Raw genomic sequence first — 22649 nt, forward strand, 5'->3', positions numbered from 1 at the left:
GAATTGCCCCATGAGCAGCCTGTCCGTCTATCACGTTTCCAGCCCTGAAATTCCGAACAAGGTGCTGACCCATTTTGAAGACATCGCTTCGACCCTGGCCGAGCAGGGCGTGCGTTTCGACCGCTGGCAAGCCGCCGCGAAGATCCAGCCCGGTGCCAGCCAGGAAGAAGTGATCGGCGCTTATAAAGAGCAGATCGACAAGCTGATGACCGAGCGCGGTTACATCACCGTCGATGTTGTCAGCCTCAACAGCGATCACCCGCAAAAAGCCGAACTGCGCGCCAAGTTCCTCGAAGAACATCGCCATGGTGAAGACGAAGTACGCTTTTTCGTTGCCGGCCGTGGCCTGTTTACCCTGCACATCGACGATTACGTCTACGCCGTGCTCTGCGAGAAGAACGACCTGATTTCGGTGCCCGCCGGCACCAAACACTGGTTCGACATGGGCGAGAACCCGCATTTCGTGGCGATCCGCCTGTTCAACAACCCTGAAGGCTGGGTCGCCAACTTCACCGGCGAAGACATCGCCGGCCGCTTCCCGCGTCTGGAGGACTGAGCCGATGTCGATCAAGGTCATCCTCACCGATATCGAAGGCACCACCAGCGCGGTGAGTTTTGTGTTCGACGTGTTGTTCCCGTATGCGGCGAAACATCTGCCGGACTTTGTTCGCCAGAACGCCACACGCGCCGACGTCGCCGAACAGCTGGACGCCGTGCGCCGCGACAGCCACGAACCGCAGGCAGACGTTGAACGGGTGGTGGACATTCTGCTGGCCTGGATCGCCGAGGATCGCAAAGCCACGCCACTGAAAGCGTTGCAGGGCATGGTCTGGGAGCAGGGCTATCAGGCCGGTCAGTTGAAGGGGCATGTTTACCCGGACGCCGTCGAAGCGCTCCAGCGCTGGCATGAGGCCGGGTATCAACTGTTCGTTTACTCGTCCGGTTCGATCCAGGCCCAGAAGCTGATCTTCGGCTGCTCGGAAGCCGGGGATCTGACGCCGCTGTTCAGCGGTTACTTCGACACCACGTCCGGCCCCAAGCGCGAAGCGCAGTCCTACAGCAATATCCAGCAGGCCATCGGCGTTGAACCGCAGGAAATCCTGTTCCTGTCCGACATCGTGCAGGAACTCGATGCCGCCCAGGCCGCCGGCCTGCAAACCTGTGGCCTGGCCCGTGAGGGCGGGGAGCTGGAAGGGCATGTGACCGTCGACAGCTTTACCGGGATCGAACCGGAAGCGTTCTGACTCCAGAAAATCGATGCGCAAAAAAAACAGGCCGTGAAGCGAAAGCTCCACGGCCTGTTTGTTTATGGGGTGTTCGTATTACATCGAGTGATAGGTCGGCAGGGCAAAACGCTGCTGACTTTGCAGCATGCCGATCTGCGGCAGTTCGCTGGCCTGTTCCGCCAGGTCACGGCGAATCGCGCTGATCGCCCACGACAGTTGGTCACCGGCATGCAATTGCTGATAGGTGAGCGCACGTTTGAACACTTTGCCGTCGGCGCTCTTCAGCGTCAGCAGGATCCCGCCATCGGGACGCGGTTGGGTGGTGACTGCGAAGTTGGAGAACAGGGAGGTAAATTTTTCTTGGATCAGGCTCATGTCTTTCAGCTCCGTATGCACTTGAATGGCAAGCATGCGGAGGAGGTTGCAGCGATTGTGCCAGTATTTTGTTTTTATAAAATCCTTATAAATCAATAAGTTATAAATTATGCAAATTCAGCGCGTCGTGCATTCTGCATGAATGGCCATCGTGCATCCTGCATTTTGCGGGATCGCTGTCGATCCGATTGAACCATTCCCTGCAGCCGCAATCACGTGTCGCCTTGTTGCGCTGGCGGATACAAAACATTGCAAAAACCGCGTGTACAGCCCGAGAAGCCCTGACGTATTTTCGGCCTCGACCCTCGCTCGAGAAGCGCCGGTTGCCTCACCCGATTGCCCGACAATAAAAATCCGGCCTGCACGTCAAGGTCGAACGGGAGCTGCCATGAGTCACGCGCCTAGCGACACGATTACCTGGGGCATGATGCTCCGCAAACTGCCGATGATCGCCAAAGCCATCCCTCGGGTGGTGAAAGGCATGAAGGTGGCCAACGTCAAGGATCCGACCCAAACCTGTGGCCTGGGCTGGACATTCGAGCAAGCGACCCTGCGCAATCCGGATGGCCCCGCGCTGTTGTCGGGCGAGGTGGTGCTGAGTTATTCACAGGTCAACCAGTGGGCCAACCGCATCGCCCACTATCTGATCGGGCAGGGCATCGGCAAGGGCGACGTGGTGGCTGTGTTCATCGAGAACCGTCCGGAACTGCTGGTGACGATTCTGGCGCTGGCCAAGGTCGGCGCCGTCAGCGCGCTGCTCAATACCTCACAGACCCGCGACACGCTGATCCACAGCATCAATCTGGTGGCGCCCGTGGCGATTGTCGTCGGCGAGGAGTTGCTGCCAGCCTTCGCGGCGGTGCGCGAGCAAGTGTCGATTCCGGCAGCGCGCGTCTGGTTCGTCGCCGATCAGGACACGTTCAGCCATCCGGGCATTGCGCCGGAGGGTTACACCAATCTGATCAGCGCCAGCGCCGATGCATCGGGCGACAATCCGGCCAGCAGCCGGCAGATCTTCTTCGATGACCCGTGCTTCTACATCTACACCTCCGGCACCACCGGTTTGCCCAAGGCCGGGGTGTTCAAGCACGGACGCTGGATGCGCAGCTCGGCGAGCTTCGGCATGATCGCCCTCGACATGCGCCCGGACGACATCGTCTATTGCACCTTGCCGCTGTATCACGCCACCGGGCTTTGCGTGTGCTGGGGTTCGGCGGTCAATGGCGCGTCGGGTTTCGCGATTCGCCGCAAGTTCAGCGCCCGCCAGTTCTGGAGCGACGTGCGCCGCTACCGCGCCACCACCATCGGCTACGTCGGCGAGTTGTGCCGTTATCTGGTGGATCAGCCGGTCAGCAGCGATGACAGCCGCCATGACGTGCGCAAGATGATCGGCAACGGTTTGCGGCCAGGTGCCTGGGCCGAGTTCAAGACCCGGTTCGCGGTGGACCACATCTGCGAACTGTACGCGGCCAGCGACGGCAACATCGGCTTCACCAACATTCTCAATTTCGACAACACCATCGGCTTCTCGCTGATGGCCTGGGAACTGGTCGCTTATGACCAGGACAGTGGCGAGCCGATTCGCGGCGCTGACGGCTTCATGCGCAAAGTCGGCCGGGGCGAGCGCGGCCTGTTGCTGGCGCGGATCGACGACAAAGCGCCGCTGGACGGCTACACCGACCCGCAGAAAACCGCGAAAGTCGTGCTGCAAGATGTGTTCACCCAGGGCGACCGCTTCTTCAATACCGGTGATCTGCTGCGCAACATCGGTTTCGGTCATGCGCAGTTTGTCGATCGCCTCGGCGACACCTATCGCTGGAAGGGCGAGAACGTCTCGACCACCGAGGTCGAGAACCTGCTGCTCCAGCATCCGCACATTTCCGAAGCCGTGGCCTATGGCGTGGAAATCCCCAGCACCAACGGTCGCGCCGGCATGGCGGCGATCACCCCGGCCGAGTCTCTGGCGATGCTGGACTTCACCGAGTTGCTGGCCTTCGCCCGTCAGCGCATGCCGGCCTATGCGGTGCCGCTGTTCCTGCGGGTCAAGGTGAAGATGGAAACTACCGGCACCTTCAAATATCAGAAGACGCGCCTGAAAAACGAAGGTTTCGACCCCGGCCAAACAGGCGATGACCCGATCTATGCCTGGTTGCCGGGCACCGAAACCTACGTGCAGGTCACGGATGAAATCCTGGCGGACATCCAGGCAGGCAAGTTCCGTTATTGATATTGGCTATCGGCTGCCTTGGAAAAAAGGGGGTGACAGCTATCGCCGCGCTCGGGAAACTAGCGGCTTTCCGATTGACCGAAAGTGGAGTTGCCCCATGTCCGACCAAAGCCGCCAGATGACCCCTGAAGAAGCTGCCGAATTCACCGAGCAGGTATTCAACAAGGCGCGCGAAGGCGATGCGGTGATGCTGGACCGCCTGATCACCGCCGGTCTGCCGGTGAACCTGACCAACAGCAAGGGCGACACCCTGCTGATGCTCGCCAGCTACTACGGGCACGTGGACGCGGTGCAAGTGCTGCTCAAGCACAAGGCCGATCCGGAACAACGCAATGGCAACGGTCAGAGCCCGATTGCCGGCGCGGCGTTCAAGGGTGATCTGGCGGTAGTCAAGGCGTTGGTGGCCGGTGGCGCGCAGATTGAAGGCGCCTCTTTCGATGGCCGTACGGCGCTGATGATGGCAGCGATGTTCAACCGCGTTGAAATCGTCGAGTTCCTGATCGACCAGGGCGCCGACCCGAAAGCCAAGGACGCCAACGGCGTCACCGCGCTGGACGCGGCTCGCACCATGGGCGCTGTGGACACCACCGCGCAGCTGGAAAAACTGCTGGGCTGACACCGTCGGTCCGCAGCCGGCTCTGTGGCGAGGGCGAGAATGCGCTATCCTTCGCGCCCTCGAAATTCCCCAAGCCACAGGACCTGCCCCCATGAAAGCCGCACTCGCCGAACTCATCAGCAAAATCAGCTCCGGCTGCATGGGCGACGACGAGATTCAGAAGGTCGCCGATGAAGCCGCACAGGCCTACGCCGATGCCGACGCTTTTCTGACCGCCAATCCGGACATCAACTACGACGACACCTTCCCGATTCCGCTGGGCGAGTGGGTCGTGGTAGGTAGTCTGCCGGAGACCGTGCTGTTCCAGGCCGACACCTACGTCGACCTGTTCGCGCAGATCGTGGCGTCGTTCGGCCCGGGCGTGGAGTTCAACCTCAAGCCCAAGCAACTGGCCAAGACCGAAGCGCTGACCGCGCTCAACCGCATCCAGGTGCAGATGAGCAGCCTGAACAAGGAAAACGGCGGTTACACGCTGATGAACTTCAGCCAGTTGCTCGACGACGAACTGCAAGTGGTGCTGGTCTACGGCAACGACGTGCCGCGCGTGCTGGAGCTGTGTGCCGAAGTCGGCATCGCCGCCGCGCCGTCGCTGGAAGCCTTGAAGGTCGCCGTTCACGTCTGAACGCAATAAAAGGGAACCCTGCGCGCGACCGTCTATCCTAAAAGTGCATGCCACTATTCTGGAGCGACACCATGGGTTCCACGTTCAACGGCCTGATCGGCCTGATCATCCTTGCCCTCGACATCTGGGCAATCATCAACGTGCTGAAAAGCGGCGCCGAGACCGGGATGAAAATCCTCTGGGTGCTGTTGATCATCCTCCTGCCGGTATTGGGCCTGATCATCTGGGCGATTGCCGGGCCGCGGGGCAATGTGCGGATCTGACCGTTCGCACCATGGATTGCGCGGGGCCGATGAACTGAGGTTCGACCTGTCATCTTCGGCAACGTAGAATGCGCGCCTTTCCCGGGCAATCGAACCTGACGATTGGCGCCCGCGCATTCATCGGAGCACTTCACCATGACCGTCACCAAGACCAGCGAATACCTGGAAACCCTCTACGAAGGCTACGGCCAGCGTTTTCGCATGGAAAAACTGCTGCACGAAGTGCGCACCGAGCACCAGCATCTGGTGATCTTCCAGAACCCGCGCATGGGCCGGGTGATGGCGCTGGACGGCGTGATCCAGACCACCGAAGCCGATGAATTCATCTATCACGAAATGCTCACCCATGTGCCGATCCTCGCCCATGGCACCGCCAAGCGCGTGCTGATCATCGGCGGCGGCGACGGCGGCATGCTGCGCGAAGTGACCAAGCACGCCAGCGTCGAGCACATCACCATGGTCGAGATCGACGGCACCGTGGTCGACATGTGCAAGGAGTTCCTGCCGAACCACTCCAAGGGCGCCTACGACGATCCACGTCTGAACCTGGTGATCGACGACGGCATGCGTTTCGTCGCCACCACCACTGAAAAATTCGACGTGATCATTTCCGACTCCACCGACCCGATCGGCCCGGGCGAAGTGCTGTTCTCGGAAAACTTCTATCAGGCCTGCCACCGCTGCCTGAACGAGGGCGGCATCCTCGTGACCCAGAACGGCACGCCGTTCATGCAGATCGACGAAGTGAAGACCACCGCCGGTCGCCTGCGCAGCCTGTTCCCGGACTGGCACTTCTACCAGGCGGCCGTGCCGACCTACATCGGCGGTTCGATGACCTTCGCCTGGGGCTCGACCAACCCGGCCTACCGCAAGCTGAGCCGTGAAGTCCTGCAACAGCGCTTCATCGGCAGCGGCATCGTCACCCGTTACTACAACCCGGAAATCCACATCGGCGCCTTCGCCTTGCCGCAATACGTGCTGCAAGCGGTGAACAAGCCAAGCAACGACTGATCAATCGGTCGTCATCTGCGGGAGCGGGGCGATTCGCTCCCGTAGATGAAAGGTTTTTCATGTTTCATCGGTGTAAAGCTTTTGAACGATCAATCCTGACAAAAGTCGAGATAGATGTAAGCCCATTTGCGGGTTTGTTCGAGGAGGCTCCAATGCAAAAGTGGAAAGTCACTTTCGTGGATGATCACGGTGAAATTGTCGATGAAGTCTTCGAGCGTGCGGAATGCCCCAGCGATGATGAGGCCGCACGACTGATCAAGGAACGACTCCTTCCTGTCGCCGCCGCACTGGATCTGAACGATCTGGAAGGGCGCACCTCCGATGCAGGCGCCAAAAGCCTGAAAACCCAGAACAGCATTGAAATCCGCAGCATCACACCCATCTGAAAATCTTCTTGTCAGTAACGCACCAGGCCTTGGCAGCGGCTCTATCTTGGGGCTACTCTGCAAGCGAGATCAGCGAACGGATCGCTAAGGTCTGGTCTTGTCAGCTACATGCTTGTTTCCCGTCGGCAACACGGTTGCCGTAACGCCTGAGCCGTTCGGCCATGCGCAGGGAATACGGAAAGTCTATCCATCTATGCGAGGGGGACGTTCATGAGCACAGCCTATCAAGAAGACATCAGCAGCAACGTGCTGCGCCGCATGAAAGAAGGCGGTTTTGATTTTTCCCGATTCCATCCCATCGAGTTCTACGCCATTTTCCCGGACGAGGAGCGGGCGCGCAGGGCGGCAGGCAAGTTTCGCGGTGAATCCATCAATGCCCAGGTCAGTGCGCGCGACGACGGCGCGTGGTCCCTGGAATTGAGCAAGGTGATGTACGCAACCTACGACGACATCGGCGATTTCGAACAGGGCTTTTCGGCAGTGGTCGAGCCTCTGGGCGGCATCATCGAAGGCTGGGGCGTGAAGCAGGAGGTGCGCAACCGTCATCGTTTGAACTGATCACCCTCGCAACACGTCGAGCAACGGCTGACCTTCGGGTCGGCCGTTGTCGTTTCTGCACCTTGAACAATGCACGGCAAAACCCTGAAACAAGAATCCGGCGCAAAAAAAAGCCACCAGGAGAGGTGGCTGAAAGGGAAGACCGGAAGGAGAGGAAACCGGTCAGGGTTACGGCCGGGAGGGCTGCCGGGGCAAGCCATGTCAGTTGGGCTGCGTGCTTCGTCAGGGACGTTTTGCAGCGGATGTGCGGATTATCCGCAGCCGGCGCCGGGCAGTGAAATCAACTCTGACTATGCTGGTGATAGGCGACAGGACTGCGTCGCAATGAAGCGGGGGCGATCAGGTTGGGGCATTTGCCGCACAGGAATGGTGCGGTGCGTGTGGCGTGAATATCCAACCGATTGAAATCAAAGCGTTTATGCCGATGGCACGGGCCTTGCGAAGGCCTGTAGGTCCGGGGTGACAAGGAGTACGGCATGATCCGCACCTATTTTGATGAAATGTACGATGCCGGCGGCCAGGTCCGCCCGCATTACCGGGAGTTTGCCCGCTGGCTGGCGGACACGCCTGACGAACTGCTGGCCCAGCGGCGACGCGAGGCCGATCTGCTGTTCCATCGTGCCGGGATCACTTTCACGCTCTACGGGGACGAGCAAGGGACAGAACGCCTGATTCCCTTCGACACCATTCCGCGCAGCATTCCCGCCAGCGAATGGCGGATCGTCGAGTGCGGCTGCATCCAGCGGGTCAAGGCGTTGAACATGTTCCTCGCCGACCTTTACCACGAGCAACGAATCATCAAGGCCGGGATCATCCCCGCCGAGCAGGTGCTGGCCAACGAGCAATACCAGTTGGCAATGCAGGGCCTGGATCTGCACCGCGATATCTATTCGCACATCTCCGGCGTCGATCTGGTGCGCGACGGCGACGGCACCTATTACGTGCTCGAGGACAATCTGCGCACGCCCAGCGGCGTGAGCTACATGCTCGAAGACCGCAAGATGATGATGCGCCTGTTCCCCGAGCTGTTCGCGGCCCAGCGCATCGCTCCGATCGACCATTACCCGAACCTTCTGCTCGACACCCTGAAAAGCTCAAGTCCGATCGACGACCCGAGTGTGGTGGTGCTGACACCGGGGCGGTTCAACAGCGCGTTTTTCGAGCATGCGTTTCTGGCGCGGGAAATGGGCGTGGAGCTGGTCGAGGGCGCCGATCTGTTCGTGCGCGACGACAAGGTCTTCATGCGCACCACCGACGGCCCGAAAGCGGTGGACGTGATCTACCGCCGGCTCGACGACGCGTTTCTTGATCCATTGGCGTTCCGCCCGGATTCGATGCTCGGCGTGCCGGGGCTGCTGTCGTCCTATCGTTCCGGCAACGTGGTGCTGGCCAATGCCATCGGCACCGGGGTGGCGGATGACAAGTCGGTGTATCCGTTCGTCACCGAAATGATCCGTTTCTACCTCGATGAAGAGCCGATCCTGAAGAACGTGCCGACGTGGCAATGCCGCAATCCGTCTGAACTTTCCCATGTGCTGGCCAATCTTCCGGATCTGGTGGTCAAGGAAACCCAAGGCTCCGGCGGTTACGGAATGCTCGTGGGGCCGGCAGCGACGACTGCGGAAATCGATGTGTTCCGCGAGCGGATCAAGGCCAAGCCCCACGCGTACATCGCGCAACCGACGCTGTCGCTGTCGACCTGTCCGACCTTTGTCGAAAACGGCATTGCGCCGCGCCATATCGACCTGCGCCCGTTCGTATTGTCCGGTCGCGAAACCCGGGTCGTGCCCGGCGGTTTGACCCGTGTCGCCCTGCGTGAAGGCTCTCTGGTGGTGAACTCATCCCAGGGCGGCGGAACCAAGGACACCTGGGTGGTCGAGGATTGAAGGAAGCCTGCCATGTTAAGTAGAACTGCCTCGGATCTGTACTGGATGTCGCGTTACCTGGAGCGGGCGGAAAACCTCGCCCGCATGCTGGATGTGAGCTATTCGCTGTCGCTGATGCCGCAGGACGGCCGTGGCGACGGTCTGCACGAACTGGCGATGCCGCTGATGATCACCGGCACCCTGGACGATTACCTGGAACGCCACGGCGAGCTGCATGCCGAGCGATTGCTGCATTTCTTCGCCCTCGACGCCGCCAACCCGGCGAGCATCTACAGCTGTCTCGGTGCGGCGCGGGCCAGTGCCCATGCGGTGCGTGGGCGGATCACCGCCGACATGTGGGAGAACATCAACGCCACCTGGCTGGAGATTCGCGGGATCGCCAATCAGGGCCTCAGCCGTTATGGCATGAGCCGATTCTGCGAGTGGATCAAGGAGCGTTCGCACCTGTTCCGTGGCGCGTCCTACGGCACCATCATGCGCAACGACGCGTTCCGCTTCATTCGCCTGGGTACGTTCATCGAACGGGCGGACAACACTTTGCGCCTGCTTGACGCCCGTTACGAAATGGCCGGCGATCAGGCCGAAGCGGTCAGCGACGGCACCGCCCACGCCTATTACCAGTGGAGCGCCTTGTTGCGGGCCTTGTCCTCGTTCGAGGCTTACACCGAAATCTACCGCGACGCGCCCGGCGCCCGGCACGTCGCCGAGTTGCTGCTGTTGCGCGCCGATGTGCCGCGTTCGCTGCGGGCCTGCACCGAAGAGATCGACCAGATCCTGGCGCAACTGCCGGGGGCCAACGGTCGTCCTGCGCAACGGCTGGCGGCGGAAATGGACGCACGCCTGCGCTACACCGGCATTCAAGAAATCCTTGAGGAAGGGCTGCACGCCTGGCTCACCGAGTTCATCCCGCTGGTGCGCCAGCTGGGCAACGCCATTCACAGTTCCTACCTGGAGGCCGCATGAGACTTTCCATCAGCCACGAGACCACCTATCACTATGAAGATCAGGTGCGGGCGAGCATCCAGTATCTGCGCCTGACACCCCACGACAGCGAGCGTCAGCACGTGCTGAGCTGGCAGCTCGACCTGCCGCGCCCGGTGCGGGCCCAGCTCGATCCGTTCGGCAACATCCTGCATGTGCTGACCATGGACGAGCCCCACGAAGCGATCATCATCGGTGCCCGTGGACAGGTCGATATCGACGAATTGCGCGAAGCGGAGCACGAGAGCCAGTCGGCGCTGCCGTTCCTGCGATTTACCCGGCTGACCGAGGCTGACGAGGCGCTGCGGGCGTTTGCCGAGAAGTCCTGCAAACAACGACGGGACCGCAACGCTTTGATTGACCTGATGCATGGGCTGAATCAGCACATGACCTACACGCCGGGCTCCACCGAAGTCGACACCAGCGCCGCCGAGGCATTCGCCGGGCGGGCGGGTGTTTGCCAGGACCACACCCACGCGTTTCTGGCCTGCACGCGCAGCCTCGGGGTGCCGTCGCGGTATGTGTCGGGTTATCTGTACAGCGAGGATTGCGAACACCTGGCCAGTCACGCCTGGGCCGAAGCCTGGATCGATGACGCCTGGTACAGCTTCGACGTGACCAATGAGCTGGCGCGGCCGGAGCGGCACCTGAAATTGGCGGTGGGACTGGATTACCTCGACGCCTGCCCGGTGCGGGGCATGCGCCGGGGCGGCGGGTCAGAGCAGATGCATGCGAAAGTGCTGGTGTCGCCGACGCCTGCGCCAGCGCCAGTCATCTCGGTGCAGCAGCAGTAAGATCCGGAATACCGTATCGCTGGCAAGATTCGTCGCACCGCAGCTCCCACAGGTTATGCGCTGATCCTGTGGGAGCGGGCTTGCCCGCGAAGAGGCCAGTGAGAGCACTGCAAGACTCAAGTGATCAAGGCTTAACCTTGCGCCCGGCCATGTGCTGCAAATATCCGATCAGTTTCTGCAGATCCGCGTCCGGCAACACCTCGGCGGAAAAGCCCGGCATCTTCGCCTGCGGCCACTGACGCAGGCTCTGCGGATCGCGGATGTAGCGCTTGAGGAAGTCCGCGCCGAAGTACTCGGTCGGGTTGTACGGAATATTCAGGTCCGGCCCGAACTGCGCATCCCCTGCGCCATTCAGGCGGTGACAGGCCAGGCAGTTTTTCTGGAACAGCGCAAAACCCTGATTCACCGGGTCATCGGCCTTCAACGCAGGATCCGGCAGCAGGGCAGGGAAACGCTCGGCCACCGGCGCCATGCGCTTGATGCTGGCAACTTCGAACGGCCATTGTTCCGGGCTGATATTGCCGGCCTGCGGATCGGTCCACACCAGATAGAACGGCCCGGCGCTGTGCTTGCCCTCCGACAGCGGCGGCCAGGGGTGGGCCGGGTCTTCAATGGCCAGCCAGGCGCGTGAGCCTTTGTTGTTCAGTAGCGGCGCGGCGGACAGCTCTGCGGCAAAACCGTCCAGCGCTACGGCTTGCAGGTGATCTTCGGGTTTGATGCCGGTCAGCAGCGCGGCAATCGGCACGGCGCGATAAGTCATGTCCTGCTTGTAGGACACATCATTCTTGATCGTGAGGGTTTGCACCTGAGGATGCTTGAGCAGTTCCTCGGTCTGCCAGGTGCGGCTGTTCTCGCCCAGCTCCAGGTTCAGCTGTGCGGCAGACAGGGGCAGGCTCAGCAGCATGGCCCCGAACAGAATGAGCGCTTTCAAGTGATCGCCGTCCATGTCGTGGAAGTGCGCAGAGATTGGCACAGCCACGCTGGCCCGGGTAGCGGGCCAGTCACATTTTCAGTGGCGATGAACAATACCTGCCGCTTGAATCAGCCGATGACCTTGGTCAGATTCGGCAAAATCAACAACAGCGTCGTGGCGAAAAGAATGAGCCCTGCTTGACGAACTTTCGGTTGTTTGAACATGGCTTTACCGCCTTTTTTGTTATTTCCTGATGCCTGCCTGCATATCCATGACGGCAAGCGCTGCACTTCCTGTTGAAGAACGCCTGCCTCGGCAAAACCCGACGACAACGACGTACATGTTCACCTTAGGGCCCGCGTCACGCTTGGCTTAGATCCATTTCATATGTATTTGCTACCAGTCGCGATTAAAAAGGCATGAGGCCCATTGCCAGCTTCTTTGCCGCCCTTTTGCTAGACAGCTCGGTGACCTGAACCGGTTAACCTGGCCGGGAATGACCGTCCGTCTGAGCGTGCACGTCAACGTCATTGAGCGCTGTGGTCATTGAATCCGTGACCGTCCCGGCCAAGAGTGGAGGCACGAATTTCACTCACCGCACAGGTTCGAGAACGCCATGACCCAAGCTTTGATTTTCGACGCATTACGCACGCCCCGTGGCAGAGGCAAGGCCGACGGTTCGCTGCACAGCGTCAAACCGGTGAACCTGGTGGCCGGGTTGCTGACCGCGCTGCAGGCGCGCACGGCGCTGGACACCAGCCAGGTCGATGACGTGGTGCTCGGTTGTGTCACGCCGATTGGCGATCAAGGCTCGGACATCGCCAAGACCTCCGTGCAGGTGGCCGATTGGGACGTCAGCGTCGCTGGCGTGCAGATCAACCGCTTCTGCGCCTCGGGGCTGGAAGCGGTGAACCTGGGAGCGATGAAAGTGCGTTCCGGGTTCGAAGAGCTGGTGGTCGTAGGCGGCGTCGAATCCATGTCCCGCGTGCCGATGGGTAGCGACGGCGGCGCCTGGGCGCTGGATCCGCAAACCAACCTGCACAGCCATTTCACCCCTCAAGGCGTCGGTGCCGACCTGATCGCCACCCTTGAAGGCTTCAGCCGTCAGGACGTCGATGCCTACGCGCTGCATTCGCAACAGAAGGCCGCCCGGGCCCGGGCCGACGGTTCGTTCAACAAATCGTTGGTACCGGTGCAGGATCAGAACGGCATCATTCTGCTCGATCACGATGAGTTCATTCGCGCCGAATCGACCCTCGAAGGCCTGGGCAAACTCAAGCCGAGTTTCGAAATGATCGGCCAGATGGGCTTCGACGCCACGGCGCTGCGGGTCTACAGCCATGTCGAGCGCATCAACCATGTGCACACACCGGGCAACAGTTCGGGAATCGTTGATGGTGCGGCGCTGATGCTGATCGGCTCCGAAGCCAAGGGGCGCGAGTTGGGCCTGCAACCCCGGGCGCGAATCGTTGCCACGGCGGTCACCAGTACCGACCCGACCATCATGCTCACCGGCCCGGCGCCGGCCACCCGCAAGGCACTGGCCAAGGCCGGGCTGCGGGTCGAAGACATTGACCTGTTCGAAGTCAACGAGGCGTTTGCCTCGGTGGTGCTGAAATTCATCAAGGACATGGCTGTCGACCCGGACAAGGTCAACGTCAATGGCGGTTCGATTGCGATGGGCCATCCGCTGGGCGCCACCGGTTGCGCGATTCTCGGCACCTTGCTCGATGAACTGGAAGCCCGTCGCCTGCGCTATGGCCTGGCGACGCTGTGCGTCGGCGGCGGCATGGGCATCGCCACCATCATCGAACGCCTCTGATTCCAAGGAAACCTGTCATGACCCAAGCCATTCGTTACGAAAAAGGCCAGGACGGCATCGTCCTCCTGACCATCGACATGCCGGGCCAGAGCGCCAACACCATGAACGCGGTGTACCGCGAAGCCATGGCCGAAAGCGTCGCCCGACTGCTCGCGGAAAAAGATGACATCGCCGGGGTGATCATCACTTCGGCCAAGAAAACCTTCTTCGCCGGTGGCGACCTGAATGAACTGATCAAGGTCGGCAAGCCCGAAGCCAAGGCCTTCTACGACATGGTGCTGACCCTCAAGGGCCAGTTGCGCACCCTGGAAACCCTCGGCAAACCGGTGGTCGCGGCGATCAACGGCGCGGCGCTCGGTGGCGGCTGGGAAATCTGCCTGGCCTGCCACCACCGCGTGGCGCTGGACGATGCTTCGGTGCAACTCGGCCTGCCGGAAGTGACCCTCGGCCTGTTGCCGGGTGGCGGCGGAGTGGTGCGCATGGTGCGCATGCTCGGCATCGAAAAGGCCCTGCCGTATCTGCTCGAAGGCAAGAAAGTCCGTCCGCAGCAGGCGTTGCAGGCGGGTCTGATCGATGAGCTGGCGGCGGATCGAGATGAGCTGCTGGCCAAGGCCCGTGCCTGGATTCTGGCCAATCCTGCGGCGGTGCAGCGCTGGGATGTGAAGGGCTATCAGATTCCCGGCGGCACGCCGTCGAACCCGAAAGTCGCACAGATGCTGGCGATTGCGCCGTCGATCCTGCGCACCAAGACTCAGGGCACGTTGCCGGCGCCGGAGAAGATTCTCTGCGCGGCGGTGGAGGGCGCACAGGTCGATTTCGATACCGCGCACCTGATCGAAACCCGTTATTTCACGGAATTGACCACCGGCCAGATCTCGAAAAACCTGATTGGCACGTTCTGGTTCCAGCTCAATGAAATCAATGCCGGCGGTTCGCGTCCGCAGGGCTTTGCGCCTTATGTGACGAAGCGCGTGGGCGTCCTCGGCGCCGGGATGATGGGCGCGGGAATCGCCTACGTCAGCGCGGTGGCCGGAATCGACGTGGTGCTCAAGGACATCAACCTCGCGGCTGCCGAAAAGGGCAAGGCGCATTCGGCGGCGTTGCTGGACAAGAAAGTCGGCCGGGGGCAGATGACTGCCCAGCAGCGTGAAGCGGTGCTGGCGCGTATCAGGACCACTGAAAATGACGCCGATCTGGCGGGTTGCGATCTGATCATCGAGGCGGTGTTTGAGGATCGTGAACTCAAGGCCAAGGTCTCGGCAGCAGCGCAACAGGTGGTTGGCGCCGACGCGGTGATTGCCTCCAATACTTCGACCCTGCCAATCACCGGGCTGGCGGCTGCGGTGCCGGATCAGAGCAAGTTCATCGGCCTGCACTTCTTCAGTCCGGTGGAAAAGATGCCACTGGTGGAAATCATCAAAGGCGCGCAAACCAGCGACGAAACCCTCGCACGGGGGTTCGATTTCGTACTGCAAATCAAGAAAACTCCGATCGTGGTCAACGACAGTCGCGGCTTCTTCACCTCGCGGGTGTTCGGCACTTTCACTAACGAAGGCATTGCCATGCTCGGGGAAGGCGTCAGCGCGCCAATGATCGAGACTGAAGCACGCAAGGCCGGCATGCCCATCGGGCCTCTGGCGATCTCCGACGAAGTTTCCCTCAGCCTGATGAGCCATATCCGTCAACAAACGGCCAAAGACCTGCAAGCAGAAGGGAAACCGCTGATTGAGCACCCGGCGTTCGCCGTGATTGACTTGCTGCTCAACGAATACAAGCGGCCGGGCAAGGCGGCAGGAGGCGGTTTTTACGAGTACCCGGCGGGCGGCCAGAAACACTTGTGGTCGGAGCTGAAAACCCGTTTCGAGAAAGCCGACGGGCAGATTTCGCCGAAGGATGTGCGTGACCGGTTGCTGTTCGTACAGGCCATCGAAACCGTGCGCTGTGTGGAGGAGGGCGTGCTGACGTCGACGGCGGACGCCAACGTCGGCTCGATCTTCGGCATCGGTTTCGCGGCGTGGACGGGCGGCGCGTTGCAGTTCATCAATCAATATGGCGTGAAGGACTTTGTCGCGCGGGCGCAGTACCTGGCTGAACAGTACGGCGAGCGTTTCGCACCGCCAGCGCTGCTGCTGCAAAAGGCTGCCAGCGGCGAGCTGTTCTAGCGGGTCGGGGAAGCATTCCGGGGCTTGCCTTGCCGGGTGGTTTCAGGGCAGGCTCTGGGGTGTGCATTATTCCCATCACGTGTCAGGAATTTTTTATGTCGCTACGCATCTGCATTCTGGAAACCGACATCCTGCGTCCGGAACTGGTCGATGAATATCAGGGATACGGGCAGATGTTCCAGCGCCTGTTCTCGCAACAGCCGATTGCCGCCGAGTTCACGGTGTACAACGTGATGCAGGGCGACTATCCAAGTGATGACCTGACCTTCGATGCGTACCTGATCACGGGCAGCAAGGCTGACTCGTTCGGCACCGACCCGTGGATCCAGACCCTCAAGCAATACCTGCTGACCCGCTATGAGCGCGGCGACAAACTGCTGGGCGTGTGCTTCGGCCATCAACTGCTGGCGCTGTTGCTGGGTGGCAAGAGCGAGCGTGCGACCCAGGGCTGGGGCGTCGGTACTCACAACTACAAACTGGCGGCCAAGGCTCCGTGGATGAGTCCGGTGCGTGAAGAGCTGACCTTGCTGATTAGCCACCAGGACCAGGTCACGGCGCTGCCGGAGAACGCCACGGTGATTGCTTCCAGCGATTTCTGCCCGTTTGCCGCGTACCACATCAATGATCAGGTGCTGTGCTTCCAGGGGCATCCGGAATTCATTCACGATTATTCGCGGGCGCTGCTGGATCTGCGTCAGGAAGCGCTGGGCGAACAGATCTATAGCAAGGGCGTGGCCAGCCTTGAGAGCGATCACCACGGCACCACGGTGGCGGAATGGATGATGCGTTTCGTGGCGCACAAGCCAGACGCCGCTTGAGTCCGAAAGCCCCCGTGTCCTGCACGGGGGCTTTTTCCCTTACAGCCAGCCTGATTTCTTGAAGCTCGCCCACAACCCAACGCAACCCACGGTGATAAAGCCCAGCACGGCGAAATAGCCGTAGTGCCAGCTCAGCTCCGGCATGTTCTGGAAGTTCATCCCGTAGATCCCGGCGACCGCCGTCGGGAACGCCAGAATCGCCGCCCATGCCGCGAACTTGCGCTGCACCACGCTTTGCCGTGACGCCTCCAGCAGTACACCGATCTCGATGGTCTGACTCGCAATGTCAGCCAGGGTGGTCAGGTCTTCCATCTGCCGCGTGACATGGATCTGCACATCGCGGAAGTAAGGGCGCATGTTCTTGTCGATGAAGGGGAAGCTCAGCTTCTGCAACTCTTCGCCGATTTCCACCATTGGCGCCGCGTACCGACGCAAGCGCAGCACATCGCGGCGCAGGCCATGAAGCTTCTGGATGTCGTGCTCATTCAGCGCGCTGCACAACACGTTGCGCTCCAGTTCATCGATCTCGGCGTGGATCGCTTCACCCACCGGCTGGTAGTTTTCGATCACGAAATCCAGCAGCGCATACAGTACGAAATCTTCCCCGTGTTCCAGCAACAGCGGCCGCGCCTCACAGCGTTGGCGGACATGAGCGTAGGACGCCGAATGGCCATTGCGGGCGGTGATGATGTAGCCCTTGCCGGCGAAGATATGAGTTTCGATGAACTGCAGAATGCCGTGTTCGCGCACGGGCGAGTAGGTGACGATGAACAAGGCGTCGCCGAAGGTTTCCAGTTTTGGACGGCTGTGTTTTTCCAGGGCGTCCTCGATGGCCAGTTCGTGCAGGTTGAACTGGCGTTGCAGGTTGGCCAGCTCCTGGGCGTTCGGCTCTTCGAGGCCGATCCAGACAAAGTGCCCGGTCTTGGCGGCCCAGGCGGCGCCTTCATCGAGGGAAATATTAGTGACTTTCTTACCGGCGCTGTAAACCGCAGCAGCAACAACTCGACCCATGGTGGTGGTTCACTTCTTCTTGGCAGATGGCAGGGGAGGCATGGCTTCAGCTTAGCCGTGTCGTTGCTTGAGAGTCAGTGAAATCTGCACAGTTCACCGGGCAAAAGAAAACCCGCACAGGGCGGGTTTCTTTTTCACGCAGCTTGAAGCTGCCGATCCATCGCATCGATGCACTCGCGCATCTGTTCGCGGCACTGGCTGATGAGCATGGGCATGTCGTCCATGGTCAGGCCTGCGGTAGGGATCGCCGGCAGCGAGCGTATGAGAATTTTCCCGCTGCGCCAGCGGTTCAGGCGCATGTGCTTGATGTAGCTGCTGACACACACTGGAACGATCGGCACACCGGCGGCGATGGCCATCTGAAACGCGCCTTTCTTGAACGGCAGCAGTTCTTCGCCCAGGTTGCGCGTACCTTCCGGGAACACCCAGATCGAGGTGTCTTTGTGCTGCAAGGTGTCTGTGGTCGTCAGCATCGACTGGCGCGCCTTGTGCGCGTTCCCACGATCGATCAACACGTTGCCGGCCAGCCAGAACAACTGGCCAAACAGCGGCACCCATTTCAGGCTTTTTTTGCCGATGCACACGGTACGACGCGGCACCACGTTGCCGAACACGAACAGGTCATAGTTGGACTGGTGGTTGGCGATGATCACGCAGCTGTCGGGCTTGTTCATCAATTGACCGACGTCGGCCTTCACTCGCAGGCGCAGAATGCACATTGCCGGCAGGGCATAGAGACGGGCGCACAGGCGACTGTTGTCCGGATTGAATGGCCGGCACAGCCCGAGAATCACCCCGAGTACACCCGCCAGCATAAAGTGCAGGCCCATCAATAACATACGAAACACGAACAGCATTTTCAGGCCCACCGGGACAAAAGGTGGCGCAGTGTACGGATGTGCACTGTTTTCGGCAATTGCCGCTATAGAGTCAGGAGATGGGCGATGTTTAAGCGCATGTTTCCGACTTGTCGGTCAGAGGCGTCCTAGAGCTGCCGAAGAGTTTTAAACCGCGCATGTAAGAAAAAGCCCGACACGACGGTCGGGCTTTTCTTTAGATGAGCAAAGGGGATCAGCCCAGGTGTTCCTGATCCTGAATGATCGCGTTATCCAGGGTTTCCAGCAGCGCCTTGCGCACTTTGAGCTTGGTGTTCTTGTGCGCGGTCATGTTGATCTTCTTCAACTGACGCGCGGCGGCGAGGGCGGCACCTTGCAGTTCTTCGGCAGAAACCACCTTGTCGAGGAAACCGGCATCCACAGCGCTTTGCGGATCGAACATTTCGCCGTTGATCACCGAACGGTGGAAAGCCGAGCGACGCAGACGATCACGAGCCAGCTCGATGCCGGCGTGGTGCATGGTCATGCCGATCTGCACTTCGTTCAGACCAATGCTGAACGGGCCATCGACACCGATCCGGTAATCGGCGGACAACAGAATGAAAGCGCCTTTGGCCACGGCATGACCTGGGCAGGCAACGATCACAGGGAACGGGTGCGACAGCAGACGACGGGCGAGGGTCGAACCAGCGGTTACCAGGGACACGGCTTCTTTAGGGCCGGCGGTCATCACTTTCAAATCGTAGCCGCCGGACAGAATGCCCGGCTGGCCAGTAATGATCACGATTGCACGATCCGCCACCGCCTGATCCAGCGCCGCGTTGAAGGCCGCGATCACGTCCGGGGAAATGGCGTTGACCTTGCCGTTGCTCAGGGTCAGGGTCGCGATACCGTCTTCGAGGTGGTAGGCAATCAGGTCGCTCATGGCGCAATTCCTTATAAGAAAGATGGGCAGACGTTACCCACCGTCGCCGGTCAGGTAAAGCACTGTGACTGACCCGCCGGTCACCCTTGAGCGGCTGATCCGCCGCAACGTGCCCCACGACAAACGCCTGCGCACCTATATAGAAGGGCCGCGCCCACCCGAGATTGGCCGGATCGCCATGGCCTATCGATGACGGAAACGACTTTTTCTCTTAACCGCATGAAAATTCTGAAAAAAAGTTTGCCATCAGAAAAGCTTTCGACTACATTAGCGCGCCTCGACAGACAGAACATGTTTGAAGAGATACGGTGAAGTGTCCGAGTGGCTTAAGGAGCACGCCTGGAAAGTGTGTATACAGGAAACTGTATCGAGAGTTCGAATCTCTCCTTCACCGCCAAATTCGATGTAAACAAAACCCCTGGTTTCGCAAGAAACCAGGGGTTTTGTGCATTCAGGCGTCCGGATTTTTTTGCTCACAGAGTTGGGTTCGGCGTCTTTTGGCCGGGGCAGTACAATCGCGGTTTTATCTGTATGTAAAAGGACGACTTCCATGATCATTTCCACCACTCACTCCATCGAAGGCCGGCAGATCACGGCGTATCTGGACATTGTCAGTGCCGAGTCGGTGCAGGGCGTGAATGTGATTCGCGATATGTTCGCCGGGATGCGGGACTTTTTCGGTGGACGTTCGCAGACGCTGGAGCGGGCGTTGAAGGAGGCGCGTGTTCAGGCGACCGACGAAATCAAGGAACGGGCGCGGGCGTTGCAGGCGGATGCGGTGGTCGGAGTGGACTTCGAGATCAGCATGCCGGCGGGGAAGGGCGGTATGGTTGTGGTGTTTGCGACCGGTACGGCGGTCAAGCTGCGTTGATCGTTGGTTTAGCGTGTGTGAGCCCATTCAACGGAATGGGCTCGTTGCTGACAATCAGCCCTGTGGTTTGAGTACGACAGTGCCTTTAGAGTCGTAGGTCAGGGGGGTATCGATTGCAACCATCGGCGTACCGCCAGGCTGGACCGGGTCTGGATGGTAGATGACGCCAGGTTTACCAGGCTGTACAGGACTAGGTCCGTCGAGCGGCTTGATGACGATCTCGCCTGAGGCAAGCTTCTCCTTGAATTTTTCCGCCCCGGCTTTACCAGCGGCGATCTGCTCGTCCGTGAGCTTTACAACAGGCATCGGTGGGAATCCTTTGATTTCCATGTTCTCTCCTTGAGATTCATTGCGTAGGAAAAAGGGCAACGGCCTGTGGTTGGGAATCTTTAGCTCCGTAGGACCAGTGGTCTGAACATTGTGTTTAATTTCTGTAGGCCATTCGTCGGGCTTCGGGTGATCTGAATCACAAGTCCAGGAATGACCGGCTAGTCTCAAAAGCCTTGGAGGTCGATATTTTTTCAGGCAAAAGGGTCTTGCCGGTATCGGCCCGCTTTTGAAAGGGGTGAAGAGATGACTGATCCGTACATCGAAGACGACGGGGCTGAATTTCCATTCAACAATTGCGTGCGCTGTGGCCAGACCGAGTATCAGGCGGGCTTTGGCGAAGATCCGGTGCAGACCGGCAAGATCAAGTCGACAGCACCCAAGGGGCCGAAAGCAAAATTTCTGCCCAAGGTGACGACACGTTCCAGGAAGTAATCCGGATGCCACAGAACCCCGCCATTGAGCGGGGTTTTTGATTGCTGATTTTATAGAGAAGCGTCCTACGGAAATTGCGGAACCGTCCGGTTTCTTTCACAAACTTTTCACACCGGTCTACGTAGGGTGAAGCCATCCGTTAGAAAGCAAGTCTCCAGCCCGTCTCCCCAGCGGGCTTTTTTTTGCCTGCGATAAAACCTTTTCCAAAATCGCTGTCCAATCGGCGCCAAGTGCGCTGTGGCACTGGACATTGCCGCGGTAACAGCATTCAATCTGCGCCCTTTTTCTTCCTTCTTTTGAGGTTTTCGTCATGCGTTTAACTCTGCCTGCTCTGGTTCTGGGGCTTCTGGTCGCTCAAGGTGCAATGGCCGGTGATGGTACCGCCGCACTGGGTGGTGGCCTGGGTGGCGCGCTGGGTAATGTGGTCGGCCAGAAAATGGGCGGCAGCAGCGGCGCGGCCATCGGCGCTGGCCTGGCCGGCGCGGCTGGCGGTGCTTTGGCAGCGAAGAAAGGTGCTCGCACCAAAGCGGCCATTGGCGGCGGTGTAGGCGCGGCAGGTGGTTCGATCATCGGCAACAGCCTGGGTGGCAAGAACGGCGCGACCATCGGCGCCGGCCTGGGCGGCGCAGCGGGCGGCGCGGTGGGCAGCAACCTGTCCAAGGGCCACAAGCGTCACTGATTGCGAATGCATGTCTGAAAAGGCCCGGCTTTATGCCGGGCCTTTTCGTTGCTGAACGTTTTTCCGGAATTCGCCTCCAATTCCGTATAGCCCCTTCCGGGCGTACCGTCCCGATCCGGGACCTGCGAGGTCTGTATGCGATCGACTTTAACTGCGTTGGTTTTAGGATTGCTCGTGGCGCAAGGCGCCATGGCTGCCGGCGATGGTTCCGCGGCGGTCGGTGGTGGTCTGGGGGGTGTGCTGGGTAACGTGGTCGGCGGACAACTCGGCGGCAGCACCGGCGCCGCAGTGGGCGCGGGCGTTGGCGGTGCAGCCGGCAGTGCCGTCGGAGCGAACAAGCGTAATCGTACGGAGGCCGCGATTGGTGGCGGTCTTGGCGCGGCGGGTGGTTCAGTGCTGGGCAACAGCGTCGGTGGATCTACCGGCTCGGCTGTCGGTGCCGGACTCGGCGGCGCGGCAGGTGGTGCAGTGGGCAACAGCCTGGGAGGCGATGGCGGAAAATCGCATTCCGGTGGTGGCCACAAGCACAAACACAAATATCGTCACCGCTGAGCAAGCGGAGTTACTGAAACCCGGCCTTGTGCCGGGTTTTTTGTGTTCGCACGTAATGCGCCGGAACGTTTAGCGACCATACTTTTCGAACGTCTACACGCTGAGCTTCCGAGGTGCATCATGACTCCCGAAACCGAAGGCAAGGAAGAAAAAGGCCCGAGCGGGTTGCCGTTTATCAATGATCCGGGGAATGAAGATCCGGGGTCGTTGATGGATGATGCGACGGTTCCGCTTTGGGAGGGTGAGGGGGAAGAGCTTGAGTATGAGGATTTTGATGATGATGAGTGATGGGCTTTGAATGTGTGATTTCGAGCTTTGAGCGGGCCTTTGTTACAGGCCCTTTGAGAGTCGAG

28 protein-coding genes and 1 tRNA gene are annotated in these 22649 nt (G+C 60.1%); 22 read left to right on the top strand and 7 right to left on the bottom strand.

Translation table 11 applies throughout. The annotated features are described in order from the left end of the window. The first annotated feature begins 10 nt into the window (after positions 1 to 10). Together IF189_RS08950 and mtnC are read left to right on the top strand one after the other, a co-directional pair. Positions 11 to 556 (top strand): 1,2-dihydroxy-3-keto-5-methylthiopentene dioxygenase, encoded by a 546-nt coding sequence (locus tag IF189_RS08950; RefSeq protein WP_085710649.1) that lies wholly within the window; start codon positions 11 to 13, stop codon positions 554 to 556. A 4-nt stretch (positions 557 to 560) separates the two neighbouring features. Further along, positions 561 to 1244, top strand: a complete 684-nt coding sequence (gene mtnC, locus IF189_RS08955) for an acireductone synthase (RefSeq protein ID WP_134825974.1) — start codon at positions 561 to 563, stop codon at positions 1242 to 1244. Positions 1245 to 1322: 78 nt separating this feature from the next. Here the strand turns inward: mtnC and IF189_RS08960 are convergent, their stop codons facing one another. Beyond that, complete coding sequence (locus IF189_RS08960; protein ID WP_085710651.1) at positions 1323 to 1601, bottom strand: DUF3509 domain-containing protein; 279 nt, start codon at positions 1599 to 1601, stop codon at positions 1323 to 1325. A gap of 388 nt (positions 1602 to 1989) precedes the next feature. Between IF189_RS08960 and IF189_RS08965 the strand changes: the two genes are divergently transcribed. From IF189_RS08965 to IF189_RS09010, 10 genes are all read left to right on the top strand, one after another. Further along, positions 1990 to 3828 (top strand): long-chain-acyl-CoA synthetase, encoded by a 1839-nt coding sequence (locus tag IF189_RS08965; protein WP_134825975.1) that lies wholly within the window; start codon positions 1990 to 1992, stop codon positions 3826 to 3828. A 97-nt stretch (positions 3829 to 3925) separates the two neighbouring features. Then, positions 3926 to 4444, top strand: coding sequence for an ankyrin repeat domain-containing protein (locus IF189_RS08970; RefSeq protein WP_085710653.1), 519 nt, complete (start codon positions 3926 to 3928; stop codon positions 4442 to 4444). A gap of 91 nt (positions 4445 to 4535) precedes the next feature. Further along, positions 4536 to 5066 carry a hypothetical protein gene (locus tag IF189_RS08975; RefSeq protein WP_134825976.1) on the top strand — a complete coding sequence of 177 codons (531 nt, stop codon included), beginning with the start codon at positions 4536 to 4538 and terminating at the stop codon, positions 5064 to 5066. 71 nt (positions 5067 to 5137) lie between these two features. Then, positions 5138 to 5329: a PLDc N-terminal domain-containing protein gene (locus IF189_RS08980; protein ID WP_003223221.1), complete on the top strand. Its 192-nt coding sequence runs from the start codon at positions 5138 to 5140 to the stop codon at positions 5327 to 5329. A gap of 135 nt (positions 5330 to 5464) precedes the next feature. After that, on the top strand, positions 5465 to 6340 hold the full coding sequence (speE, locus tag IF189_RS08985) for a polyamine aminopropyltransferase (RefSeq protein WP_085608797.1): 876 nt from the start codon (positions 5465 to 5467) through the stop codon (positions 6338 to 6340). Between the two features lie 152 nt (positions 6341 to 6492). Continuing rightward, entirely contained in the window at positions 6493 to 6726 is a 234-nt protein-coding gene (locus IF189_RS08990; protein WP_085710655.1) for a hypothetical protein, read from the top strand. A 210-nt stretch (positions 6727 to 6936) separates the two neighbouring features. Beyond that, positions 6937 to 7284: a ribonuclease E inhibitor RraB gene (locus tag IF189_RS08995; RefSeq protein ID WP_007960698.1), complete on the top strand. Its 348-nt coding sequence runs from the start codon at positions 6937 to 6939 to the stop codon at positions 7282 to 7284. Positions 7285 to 7760: 476 nt separating this feature from the next. Then, the gene (locus IF189_RS09000; protein ID WP_192553139.1) at positions 7761 to 9170 is read left to right on the top strand and encodes a circularly permuted type 2 ATP-grasp protein; all 1410 of its coding nucleotides are present in this window, start codon (positions 7761 to 7763) and stop codon (positions 9168 to 9170) included. Positions 9171 to 9182: 12 nt separating this feature from the next. Next, the gene (locus tag IF189_RS09005) at positions 9183 to 10133 is read left to right on the top strand and encodes an alpha-E domain-containing protein (protein ID WP_085710656.1); all 951 of its coding nucleotides are present in this window, start codon (positions 9183 to 9185) and stop codon (positions 10131 to 10133) included. Continuing rightward, entirely contained in the window at positions 10130 to 10945 is an 816-nt protein-coding gene (locus tag IF189_RS09010) for a transglutaminase family protein (protein WP_134825977.1), read from the top strand. Before IF189_RS09005 ends, IF189_RS09010 begins: the two co-directional genes overlap by 4 nt. Positions 10946 to 11069: 124 nt before the next feature. Here IF189_RS09010 and IF189_RS09015 read toward each other — a convergent pair whose 3' ends face one another. Further along, positions 11070 to 11891, bottom strand: a complete 822-nt coding sequence (locus IF189_RS09015; RefSeq protein WP_134826184.1) for a c-type cytochrome — start codon at positions 11889 to 11891, stop codon at positions 11070 to 11072. A 95-nt stretch (positions 11892 to 11986) separates the two neighbouring features. After that, entirely contained in the window at positions 11987 to 12190 is a 204-nt protein-coding gene (locus IF189_RS09020) for a hypothetical protein (RefSeq protein ID WP_192553622.1), read from the bottom strand. A gap of 284 nt (positions 12191 to 12474) precedes the next feature. Here IF189_RS09020 and IF189_RS09025 point away from each other — a divergent pair, with 284 nt between their 5' ends. From IF189_RS09025 to IF189_RS09035, 3 genes are all read left to right on the top strand, one after another. Continuing rightward, the gene (locus IF189_RS09025) at positions 12475 to 13680 is read left to right on the top strand and encodes an acetyl-CoA C-acetyltransferase (protein ID WP_134825978.1); all 1206 of its coding nucleotides are present in this window, start codon (positions 12475 to 12477) and stop codon (positions 13678 to 13680) included. Positions 13681 to 13697: 17 nt separating this feature from the next. After that, positions 13698 to 15842 (top strand): 3-hydroxyacyl-CoA dehydrogenase NAD-binding domain-containing protein, encoded by a 2145-nt coding sequence (locus IF189_RS09030; protein WP_134825979.1) that lies wholly within the window; start codon positions 13698 to 13700, stop codon positions 15840 to 15842. A gap of 95 nt (positions 15843 to 15937) precedes the next feature. Then, a complete protein-coding gene (locus tag IF189_RS09035) occupies positions 15938 to 16660 on the top strand; it encodes an amidotransferase (RefSeq protein ID WP_085710661.1) in 723 nt (240 codons plus the stop codon). A 39-nt stretch (positions 16661 to 16699) separates the two neighbouring features. Here the strand turns inward: IF189_RS09035 and IF189_RS09040 are convergent, their stop codons facing one another. From IF189_RS09040 to IF189_RS09050, 3 genes are all read right to left on the bottom strand, one after another. Continuing rightward, positions 16700 to 17671: a magnesium and cobalt transport protein CorA gene (locus tag IF189_RS09040; RefSeq protein ID WP_134825980.1), complete on the bottom strand. Its 972-nt coding sequence runs from the start codon at positions 17669 to 17671 to the stop codon at positions 16700 to 16702. A 134-nt stretch (positions 17672 to 17805) separates the two neighbouring features. Then, positions 17806 to 18528 carry a 1-acylglycerol-3-phosphate O-acyltransferase gene (locus IF189_RS09045; RefSeq protein WP_085710663.1) on the bottom strand — a complete coding sequence of 241 codons (723 nt, stop codon included), beginning with the start codon at positions 18526 to 18528 and terminating at the stop codon, positions 17806 to 17808. A gap of 214 nt (positions 18529 to 18742) precedes the next feature. Further along, positions 18743 to 19432: a crotonase/enoyl-CoA hydratase family protein gene (locus tag IF189_RS09050; protein ID WP_085732367.1), complete on the bottom strand. Its 690-nt coding sequence runs from the start codon at positions 19430 to 19432 to the stop codon at positions 18743 to 18745. A 64-nt stretch (positions 19433 to 19496) separates the two neighbouring features. Between IF189_RS09050 and IF189_RS28980 the strand changes: the two genes are divergently transcribed. The 3 genes from IF189_RS28980 (at position 19497) to IF189_RS09060 (ending at position 20303) form a co-directional block, all read left to right on the top strand. Beyond that, positions 19497 to 19625 (top strand): hypothetical protein, encoded by a 129-nt coding sequence (locus IF189_RS28980; RefSeq protein WP_263974457.1) that lies wholly within the window; start codon positions 19497 to 19499, stop codon positions 19623 to 19625. 114 nt (positions 19626 to 19739) lie between these two features. After that, positions 19740 to 19829 (top strand) — tRNA-Ser (locus tag IF189_RS09055). Between the two features lie 153 nt (positions 19830 to 19982). Beyond that, positions 19983 to 20303, top strand: coding sequence for a YbjQ family protein (locus tag IF189_RS09060; RefSeq protein ID WP_007959944.1), 321 nt, complete (start codon positions 19983 to 19985; stop codon positions 20301 to 20303). A gap of 54 nt (positions 20304 to 20357) precedes the next feature. Here IF189_RS09060 and IF189_RS09065 read toward each other — a convergent pair whose 3' ends face one another. Further along, entirely contained in the window at positions 20358 to 20633 is a 276-nt protein-coding gene (locus IF189_RS09065; RefSeq protein ID WP_169429541.1) for a hypothetical protein, read from the bottom strand. 243 nt (positions 20634 to 20876) lie between these two features. On the opposite strand from IF189_RS09065, the gene IF189_RS09070 reads away from it, so the two are divergent. The 4 genes from IF189_RS09070 (at position 20877) to IF189_RS09085 (ending at position 22584) form a co-directional block, all read left to right on the top strand. After that, positions 20877 to 21065 carry a hypothetical protein gene (locus IF189_RS09070; RefSeq protein WP_085701198.1) on the top strand — a complete coding sequence of 63 codons (189 nt, stop codon included), beginning with the start codon at positions 20877 to 20879 and terminating at the stop codon, positions 21063 to 21065. Between the two features lie 310 nt (positions 21066 to 21375). Beyond that, the gene (locus tag IF189_RS09075) at positions 21376 to 21744 is read left to right on the top strand and encodes a bacteriocin (protein WP_085710666.1); all 369 of its coding nucleotides are present in this window, start codon (positions 21376 to 21378) and stop codon (positions 21742 to 21744) included. 135 nt (positions 21745 to 21879) lie between these two features. Next, positions 21880 to 22296 (top strand): hypothetical protein, encoded by a 417-nt coding sequence (locus tag IF189_RS09080; protein ID WP_085710667.1) that lies wholly within the window; start codon positions 21880 to 21882, stop codon positions 22294 to 22296. 120 nt (positions 22297 to 22416) lie between these two features. Beyond that, positions 22417 to 22584, top strand: a complete 168-nt coding sequence (locus IF189_RS09085) for a hypothetical protein (RefSeq protein WP_167443766.1) — start codon at positions 22417 to 22419, stop codon at positions 22582 to 22584. Positions 22585 to 22649: the final 65 nt, after the last annotated feature.

It is taken from the genome of Pseudomonas sp. IzPS59 (assembly GCF_014863505.1).
Taxonomy (GTDB): Bacteria; Pseudomonadota; Gammaproteobacteria; order Pseudomonadales; family Pseudomonadaceae; genus Aquipseudomonas; species Aquipseudomonas kribbensis.

Bases quoted from the DNA above. Each gene is read 5' to 3' on its own strand.
- IF189_RS08950 (WP_085710649.1), top strand. From the start codon at position 11: ATGAGCAGCCTGTCCGTCTATCACGTTTCCAGCCCTGAAATTCCGAAC.
- mtnC (WP_134825974.1), top strand. From the start codon at position 561: ATGTCGATCAAGGTCATCCTCACCGATATCGAAGGCACCACCAGCGCG.
- IF189_RS08960 (WP_085710651.1), bottom strand. From the start codon at position 1,601: ATGAGCCTGATCCAAGAAAAATTTACCTCCCTGTTCTCCAACTTCGCA.
- IF189_RS08965 (WP_134825975.1), top strand. From the start codon at position 1,990: ATGAGTCACGCGCCTAGCGACACGATTACCTGGGGCATGATGCTCCGC.
- IF189_RS08970 (WP_085710653.1), top strand. From the start codon at position 3,926: ATGTCCGACCAAAGCCGCCAGATGACCCCTGAAGAAGCTGCCGAATTC.
- IF189_RS08975 (WP_134825976.1), top strand. From the start codon at position 4,536: ATGAAAGCCGCACTCGCCGAACTCATCAGCAAAATCAGCTCCGGCTGC.
- IF189_RS08980 (WP_003223221.1), top strand. From the start codon at position 5,138: ATGGGTTCCACGTTCAACGGCCTGATCGGCCTGATCATCCTTGCCCTC.
- speE (WP_085608797.1), top strand. From the start codon at position 5,465: ATGACCGTCACCAAGACCAGCGAATACCTGGAAACCCTCTACGAAGGC.
- IF189_RS08990 (WP_085710655.1), top strand. From the start codon at position 6,493: ATGCAAAAGTGGAAAGTCACTTTCGTGGATGATCACGGTGAAATTGTC.
- IF189_RS08995 (WP_007960698.1), top strand. From the start codon at position 6,937: ATGAGCACAGCCTATCAAGAAGACATCAGCAGCAACGTGCTGCGCCGC.
- IF189_RS09000 (WP_192553139.1), top strand. From the start codon at position 7,761: ATGATCCGCACCTATTTTGATGAAATGTACGATGCCGGCGGCCAGGTC.
- IF189_RS09005 (WP_085710656.1), top strand. From the start codon at position 9,183: ATGTTAAGTAGAACTGCCTCGGATCTGTACTGGATGTCGCGTTACCTG.
- IF189_RS09010 (WP_134825977.1), top strand. From the start codon at position 10,130: ATGAGACTTTCCATCAGCCACGAGACCACCTATCACTATGAAGATCAG.
- IF189_RS09015 (WP_134826184.1), bottom strand. From the start codon at position 11,891: ATGGACGGCGATCACTTGAAAGCGCTCATTCTGTTCGGGGCCATGCTG.
- IF189_RS09025 (WP_134825978.1), top strand. From the start codon at position 12,475: ATGACCCAAGCTTTGATTTTCGACGCATTACGCACGCCCCGTGGCAGA.
- IF189_RS09030 (WP_134825979.1), top strand. From the start codon at position 13,698: ATGACCCAAGCCATTCGTTACGAAAAAGGCCAGGACGGCATCGTCCTC.
- IF189_RS09035 (WP_085710661.1), top strand. From the start codon at position 15,938: ATGTCGCTACGCATCTGCATTCTGGAAACCGACATCCTGCGTCCGGAA.
- IF189_RS09040 (WP_134825980.1), bottom strand. From the start codon at position 17,671: ATGGGTCGAGTTGTTGCTGCTGCGGTTTACAGCGCCGGTAAGAAAGTC.
- IF189_RS09045 (WP_085710663.1), bottom strand. From the start codon at position 18,528: ATGCTGTTCGTGTTTCGTATGTTATTGATGGGCCTGCACTTTATGCTG.
- IF189_RS09050 (WP_085732367.1), bottom strand. From the start codon at position 19,432: ATGAGCGACCTGATTGCCTACCACCTCGAAGACGGTATCGCGACCCTG.
- IF189_RS09060 (WP_007959944.1), top strand. From the start codon at position 19,983: ATGATCATTTCCACCACTCACTCCATCGAAGGCCGGCAGATCACGGCG.
- IF189_RS09065 (WP_169429541.1), bottom strand. From the start codon at position 20,633: ATGGAAATCAAAGGATTCCCACCGATGCCTGTTGTAAAGCTCACGGAC.
- IF189_RS09070 (WP_085701198.1), top strand. From the start codon at position 20,877: ATGACTGATCCGTACATCGAAGACGACGGGGCTGAATTTCCATTCAAC.
- IF189_RS09075 (WP_085710666.1), top strand. From the start codon at position 21,376: ATGCGTTTAACTCTGCCTGCTCTGGTTCTGGGGCTTCTGGTCGCTCAA.
- IF189_RS09080 (WP_085710667.1), top strand. From the start codon at position 21,880: ATGCGATCGACTTTAACTGCGTTGGTTTTAGGATTGCTCGTGGCGCAA.
- IF189_RS09085 (WP_167443766.1), top strand. From the start codon at position 22,417: ATGACTCCCGAAACCGAAGGCAAGGAAGAAAAAGGCCCGAGCGGGTTG.